7 protein-coding genes, 1 tRNA gene and 1 pseudogene are annotated in these 5,172 nt (G+C 54.2%); 5 read left to right on the top strand and 4 right to left on the bottom strand.

Translation table 11 applies throughout. The features are described from left to right. Positions 1–311 precede the first annotated feature (311 nt). The 4 genes from FHC52_RS22330 to rraB form a co-directional block, all read right to left on the bottom strand. A tRNA-Leu gene (locus FHC52_RS22330) sits at positions 312–396 on the bottom strand. A gap of 105 nt (positions 397–501) precedes the next feature. Beyond that, entirely contained in the window at positions 502–1,224 is a 723-nt protein-coding gene (locus FHC52_RS22325; protein WP_220420275.1) for a topoisomerase II, read from the bottom strand. A 30-nt stretch (positions 1,225–1,254) separates the two neighbouring features. Then, entirely contained in the window at positions 1,255–2,013 is a 759-nt protein-coding gene (gene miaE / locus FHC52_RS22320) for a tRNA isopentenyl-2-thiomethyl-A-37 hydroxylase MiaE (protein ID WP_003862942.1), read from the bottom strand. A gap of 46 nt (positions 2,014–2,059) precedes the next feature. Continuing rightward, positions 2,060–2,485 (bottom strand): ribonuclease E inhibitor RraB, encoded by a 426-nt coding sequence (rraB, locus tag FHC52_RS22315; RefSeq protein ID WP_008501374.1) that lies wholly within the window; start codon positions 2,483–2,485, stop codon positions 2,060–2,062. A 99-nt stretch (positions 2,486–2,584) separates the two neighbouring features. Here rraB and argL point away from each other — a divergent pair, with 99 nt between their 5' ends. The 5 genes and pseudogenes from argL to FHC52_RS22290 form a co-directional block, all read left to right on the top strand. Then, positions 2,585–2,680 (top strand): putative translational regulatory protein ArgL, encoded by a 96-nt coding sequence (gene argL / locus FHC52_RS22310; RefSeq protein WP_213014347.1) that lies wholly within the window; start codon positions 2,585–2,587, stop codon positions 2,678–2,680. Beyond that, positions 2,650–3,654, top strand: a complete 1,005-nt coding sequence (gene argF / locus FHC52_RS22305; protein ID WP_220420274.1) for an ornithine carbamoyltransferase — start codon at positions 2,650–2,652, stop codon at positions 3,652–3,654. Before argL ends, argF begins: the two co-directional genes overlap by 31 nt. 277 nt (positions 3,655–3,931) lie before the next feature. Then, positions 3,932–4,294, top strand: coding sequence for a hypothetical protein (locus FHC52_RS22300; RefSeq protein WP_045342520.1), 363 nt, complete (start codon positions 3,932–3,934; stop codon positions 4,292–4,294). Position 4,295: 1 nt separating this feature from the next. Beyond that, on the top strand, positions 4,296–4,730 hold the full coding sequence (locus tag FHC52_RS22295; RefSeq protein ID WP_048961955.1) for a DUF3828 domain-containing protein: 435 nt from the start codon (positions 4,296–4,298) through the stop codon (positions 4,728–4,730). Between the two features lie 187 nt (positions 4,731–4,917). Next, positions 4,918–5,082 (top strand): annotated as a pseudogene (locus FHC52_RS22290) (helix-turn-helix domain-containing protein); the annotation flags it as partial. Between the last annotated feature and the right edge of the window lie 90 nt (positions 5,083–5,172).

Genomic DNA, 5,172 nt, shown 5'->3' with positions numbered 1-5,172 from the left:
TGCCCTAACAGGATCCCGGTCATCTCAAAATTGGTGTTAGTGTTAGACATATATTCAAGCCTATCTCTTATCTGGAGATACAGCTACTGTCTGGTGTTTCAGGGGGCTACATCATTCCACCATACACATCATGCTCCTCTAATCTCACTCGGTTCAAAATGACATAGTTACCAAGGAAGTTAGACCTGGCAATGTAATCCTATCAGTAAGTAGATTTAATTAGGCCAAACGAAATAGTGGGGATGATCTTGCAAAGGCTAGATTTCAGACACAAAAAAAGCCACCCTTAGGTAGCTAATTATTGCATCACTTGGTGCCGAAGGCCGGACTCGAACCGGCACGTATTTCTACGGTTGATTTTGAATCAACTGCGTCTACCGATTTCGCCACTTCGGCACTGAAGGGGATGCGGAAACGTTGTGGATTATACCTGTCGCGCGCCGCCATGCAAGCGACGACGCGCTAAACCCGCGCTAAGTGCCCAAAAAACCAGCGCTACCGTCAGTCCAGCTCAGACACCGCCAGCCGAATCACCCTCGCAGCCTTCTGCTCCGGCAGCGCCAGCACCTTAGCCCACATCTCCTGCACCATATCGCAGGAGAGCTTCTCTTTGCCCGCCGCCTTCTCCGGCATCTGCAGCAGCTGGATGTCCTCGCCGTACTTATCGGCAAGTTGCTTCATAATCGGCCGCACATCCTCGACGGCCGCCTCGCGCTCGGCTTGGGTCACGGTGTGGCGGTTTTTGCCGTAGGCCGCGCGCATCATGTCGGCGTCGGCCTGCATGCGCCGCGCCATCAGGTCTTTATCCAGCATGCGCATCGGGTTAACACCGCCCTTCACCATCGGGTAGAGGAAGCGGAAACAGGCGTCGTCGCTTACCTTCTGGATGGCGGCGGTCTGCTCCATGTTGATGGTCATGTAGTTCACCACGTTGGCGTCCGGGGCGTTTTGCAGGCGCGACATCTGCAGATGCAGGATCTGCGGCTGGATGGTGTCGATAATCTGCTGCTCCGGCTCGCCCGCTTTTTGCAGGGCGGCCATCTGGTCGAGGATGCGCTGATGCAGCGCGGGCTCCTGCTCCTTAATCACCTGCCAGGCGGGCATCGCGTTAAGGGCGTTATCCATCTGCCGTTCCGGGGCGCGCTGCCTGTCGAAAAACACCCAGAACGCCACGGCGGCAGCCGCAATGACGACAATCACAATACGGGTCCACGTTTTATTCATCTCGCATCCTTATCCTTGAGTTATGCCGGTTTACACCGGCACGCCGCTGTGGAAGCGAAACTCGTTGTCCGGTGTCGAGATAAGTGTGGCTTCAATTTCGCCAAAAAGCTTTATGCGCGGTGAGATATCGTCGTCGCTCACCTGCTGGGCCAGCGTCAGGTAGTCCTGATAGTGGCGCGCTTCCGAGCGCAGCAGCGAAAGATAGAACTTCTGCAGGTCGTCGTCGAGGAACGGGGCCAGCGCGGCGAAGCGTTCGCAGGAGCGGGCTTCGATGTAGGCGCCGCAGATGAGCTTGTCGATCAGCGTCAGCGGCTCATGGGTGCGCACTTCCTTCAGCATCCCTTTGGCGTAGCGGCTGGCGGTGATTTTGACATACGGAATGTCGCGGGCCAGCATCGCCTCGCGCACCTGCCAGAAGTGGTGCAGCTCCTCTTTAATCAGCAGCACCATGCTGTCGATGAGCGCCTGGCCCCACGGGTCGTCGGTTTTGGGCATCACGCTTTTGCCAATCTGCCTGTGCAGGGCGATGAAGTCCGGCTCCGGACCGTCGCGGAAGGTGAACTGTTCGTAGGGTTTGAGCCAGTCGAGCAGCGCGTCGGCACCGCTTTCGTCGGCGACGTATTTACGCACCAGCAGCAGCGCGGTCTGGGCGGCCTTGAGCTCGCACACCATGTGGTCGGTGAGCAGCAGCGGCAGGTTTGCCGGGTCGCGGGCTTTATCAATCCATGCTTGCGGGGTCGGGCACTGGAGGAAGTTAAGTACAGGGGCGAGTATCTGCGGGTAATCCATGGTTCTGCCTTGAAAAAGCGGTGGCGCGCGCCACCGCCTGAAACGCTTAGTGACGCACGCCGTCGTCGTCTTCGTCGACGTAATCTTCGTCGTCGCCTTCTTCGCCGTCTTCACCGTTCGGATCTTCGAAGTAGGTTCCCCAGCCGTCATATTCCACGTCAAACTTCTCGGCCAGGTTCATCAGCTGTTCAACCTGCGCGTCGATCAGCTCCGCCTTCAACGCGCCTTCGCTCAGGATGTCGCAGCAGATGACGGTGTCGCCCTCTTCCACTTCCAGTTCTTCCGGCTCGGTCACTTCGTAACCCAGCTTGAAGGCTTCCACGGCCATTTTTTCCAGCGCGTCGAAATCATCCGCAGAGAAATGGTGCTCGATGGTGTACAGCGCGTCCGGATCGCTACCGTCTTCCAGCAGCTCTTCAATAATCAGACGCGTCTCTTCGCGTTGCTCTTCCAGTAATTCCGGGTTTGCCATGGCTCAATCCTCTTTAAAGTGCGGCAGATACTTCTATTTTCACACACGGACGGGTTTGCCTCCACCTTTGTTGGAAAGATTTGTGAAACGGGGTTGCAAATGAATAATTACACATATAAAGTGAATTTTAATTCAATAAGTGGCGTTCGCCATGTGAGGATAAAATGTCTGATCTGTACAAGAAACACTTTCTGAAATTGCTCGACTTTACCCCTGCACAGTTCACTTCTCTGCTGACCCTTGCCGCACAGCTCAAAGCCGATAAAAAAAATGGCAAGGAAGTACAGAAGCTTACCGGTAAAAACATCGCGCTCATCTTCGAAAAAGACTCGACCCGTACCCGTTGCTCTTTCGAAGTTGCCGCATTTGACCAGGGCGCGCGCGTTACCTATTTAGGGCCGAGCGGCAGCCAGATTGGGCATAAAGAGTCAATTAAGGACACCGCGCGCGTGCTCGGGCGGATGTACGACGGCATTCAGTATCGCGGCCATGGCCAGGAAGTCGTCGAGACTCTGGCGCAGTATGCGGGCGTGCCGGTGTGGAACGGGCTGACCAACGAGTTCCATCCAACCCAACTGCTGGCGGACCTGCTGACCATGCAGGAGCACCTGCCGGCCAAGGCGTTTAACGAGATGACGCTGGTCTACGCGGGCGATGCGCGCAACAACATGGGCAACTCGATGCTGGAAGCGGCGGCGCTGACCGGGCTGGATCTGCGTCTGGTGGCCCCGAAGGCCTGCTGGCCGGAAGAGAGCCTGGTAGCGGAGTGCAGCGCGCTGGCGGAGAAGCACGGCGGGAAAATCACCCTGACGGAAGACGTGGCGGCGGGCGTGAAGGGCGCGGACTTTATCTATACCGACGTGTGGGTGTCGATGGGCGAAGCCAAAGAGAAGTGGGCGGAGCGTATCGCGCTGCTGCGTGGGTATCAGGTGAACGCGCAGATGATGGCGCTGACCGGCAACCCGGACGTGAAGTTCCTGCACTGTCTGCCGGCGTTCCATGACGACCAGACCACGCTCGGCAAGCAGATGGCGAAGGAGTTCGATCTGCACGGCGGGATGGAGGTGACGGACGAGGTGTTTGAGTCGGCGTCGAGCATCGTGTTCGACCAGGCGGAAAACCGGATGCATACGATTAAGGCGGTGATGGTGGCGACGCTTGGGGAGTGATTGACTCCTCTGCGGTCTGGTGCCCTCACCCCGGCCCTCTCCCACGGGGAGAGGGAGAAAACACTAAAAACGACAACAGCGTTATCGTCGGGCAGACAAATTCATTTTACTGACGCTTTCTCAGATACGCATTAACCATAATAGATATTTATATTTTTATTAACCATTATTTACTGAGTAGATAATGGTTAATATCAGATCATTATCAGTTACAAAACACCGTATATTATCGGCGTAATATTTCCTTATTGCTGCATTTCGTTAATAAGGATTATTTATGTCATGGAATAAGCATGAAGCTGTGTCATACGCCCGTAGCCACGCACTAACCCATACTGGACATTATTGCGCTCGCGCAATCGCCGCCGCCATTCGAGCCGGAGGGCTTAAAATCGAAGGGGCAAACGCTAAGGATTTCTGGCGTTCTCTTGAAAAAGCAGGGTTCTCAAAAGTCTATGGCACCCCCATAGAGGGGGATATCGCGGTGATTGATGCCTTGCCCGGCCCGAATCAGTACGGGCATGTCTGCATTTACGATGGTGCTGGAACCTGGTATTCAGATTTTAAACAGAGAACAATGTACCCGGGGCCAACGTATCGCCAACTCCAGCCAGCCGTCACCTTATACAGGCATTATTAATATGAATAAGCTCATCTTAATTGTGTTATTCAGTACAGCCGCATTGGGGGCCGAAGATTTTCAGATACCGATGCAGCGCGCTCTTGAATTCAATCGCTGGTACGTCAAACAGGTGAACAACGATCATTATCCTATCCAGGAGGGAAATGAAATCGATAAGTTCGTTACGGCCAGTACCATGAAAAAATTACGTCATGCAGACGATCCCCGTTATGCCGATGCTGAATTTTACGAGGCTGATTTTTTTATGAAATCGCAGTATATCGGCGAGGACTGGGCTGAGAATGTTGCCATTGCTTCTTATGATTCTGATCCGGTCTGTGTAAATGTGAATATCACGTTTGGCAAAAAGACTCAGCACACAGTTATTGATTGCATGGTTAAAGAAGATGGAGTCTGGAAAATCCAGTCTGTCGCCGCTCGGGATAATAATTGATTCCCCCGCTAACAATAATGTAGCCGCCTTTGTTGCCGGGTGGCGCTGCGCTTACCCGGCCTACGAAACCCGTAGGCCCGTGCAAGCGCAGCGCCGCCGGGCGAATCAGGCCAGCTCCATTTCATTGATTTTTCACCCCGAAAAAGGTACGTTTTCGCCTTAATTCCAGCGTGGACATACCAGCATTATGCCGATTATTCAGTCTGTTGAACGTGCGTTGCAGATCCTCGACCTGTTCAACGAGCAGGCCACCGAGCTTAAGATCACCGACATCAGCAAACTGATGGGGCTGAGCAAAAGTACCCTCCACTCGCTGCTGAAAACCTTGGGAAGGTGCGAACAAGTCCCTGATATGAGATCATGTTTGTCATCTGGAGCCATGGAACAGGGTTCATCATGAGTCATCAACTTACCTTCGCCGACAGTGAATTCAGCAGTAAGC

Origin of the sequence: Enterobacter sp. EC_64 (assembly GCF_019584165.1) — a bacterium.
GTDB lineage: Bacteria > Pseudomonadota > Gammaproteobacteria > Enterobacterales > Enterobacteriaceae > Enterobacter > Enterobacter roggenkampii.
This window is presented reverse-complemented; position numbering and strand designations above follow the sequence as displayed.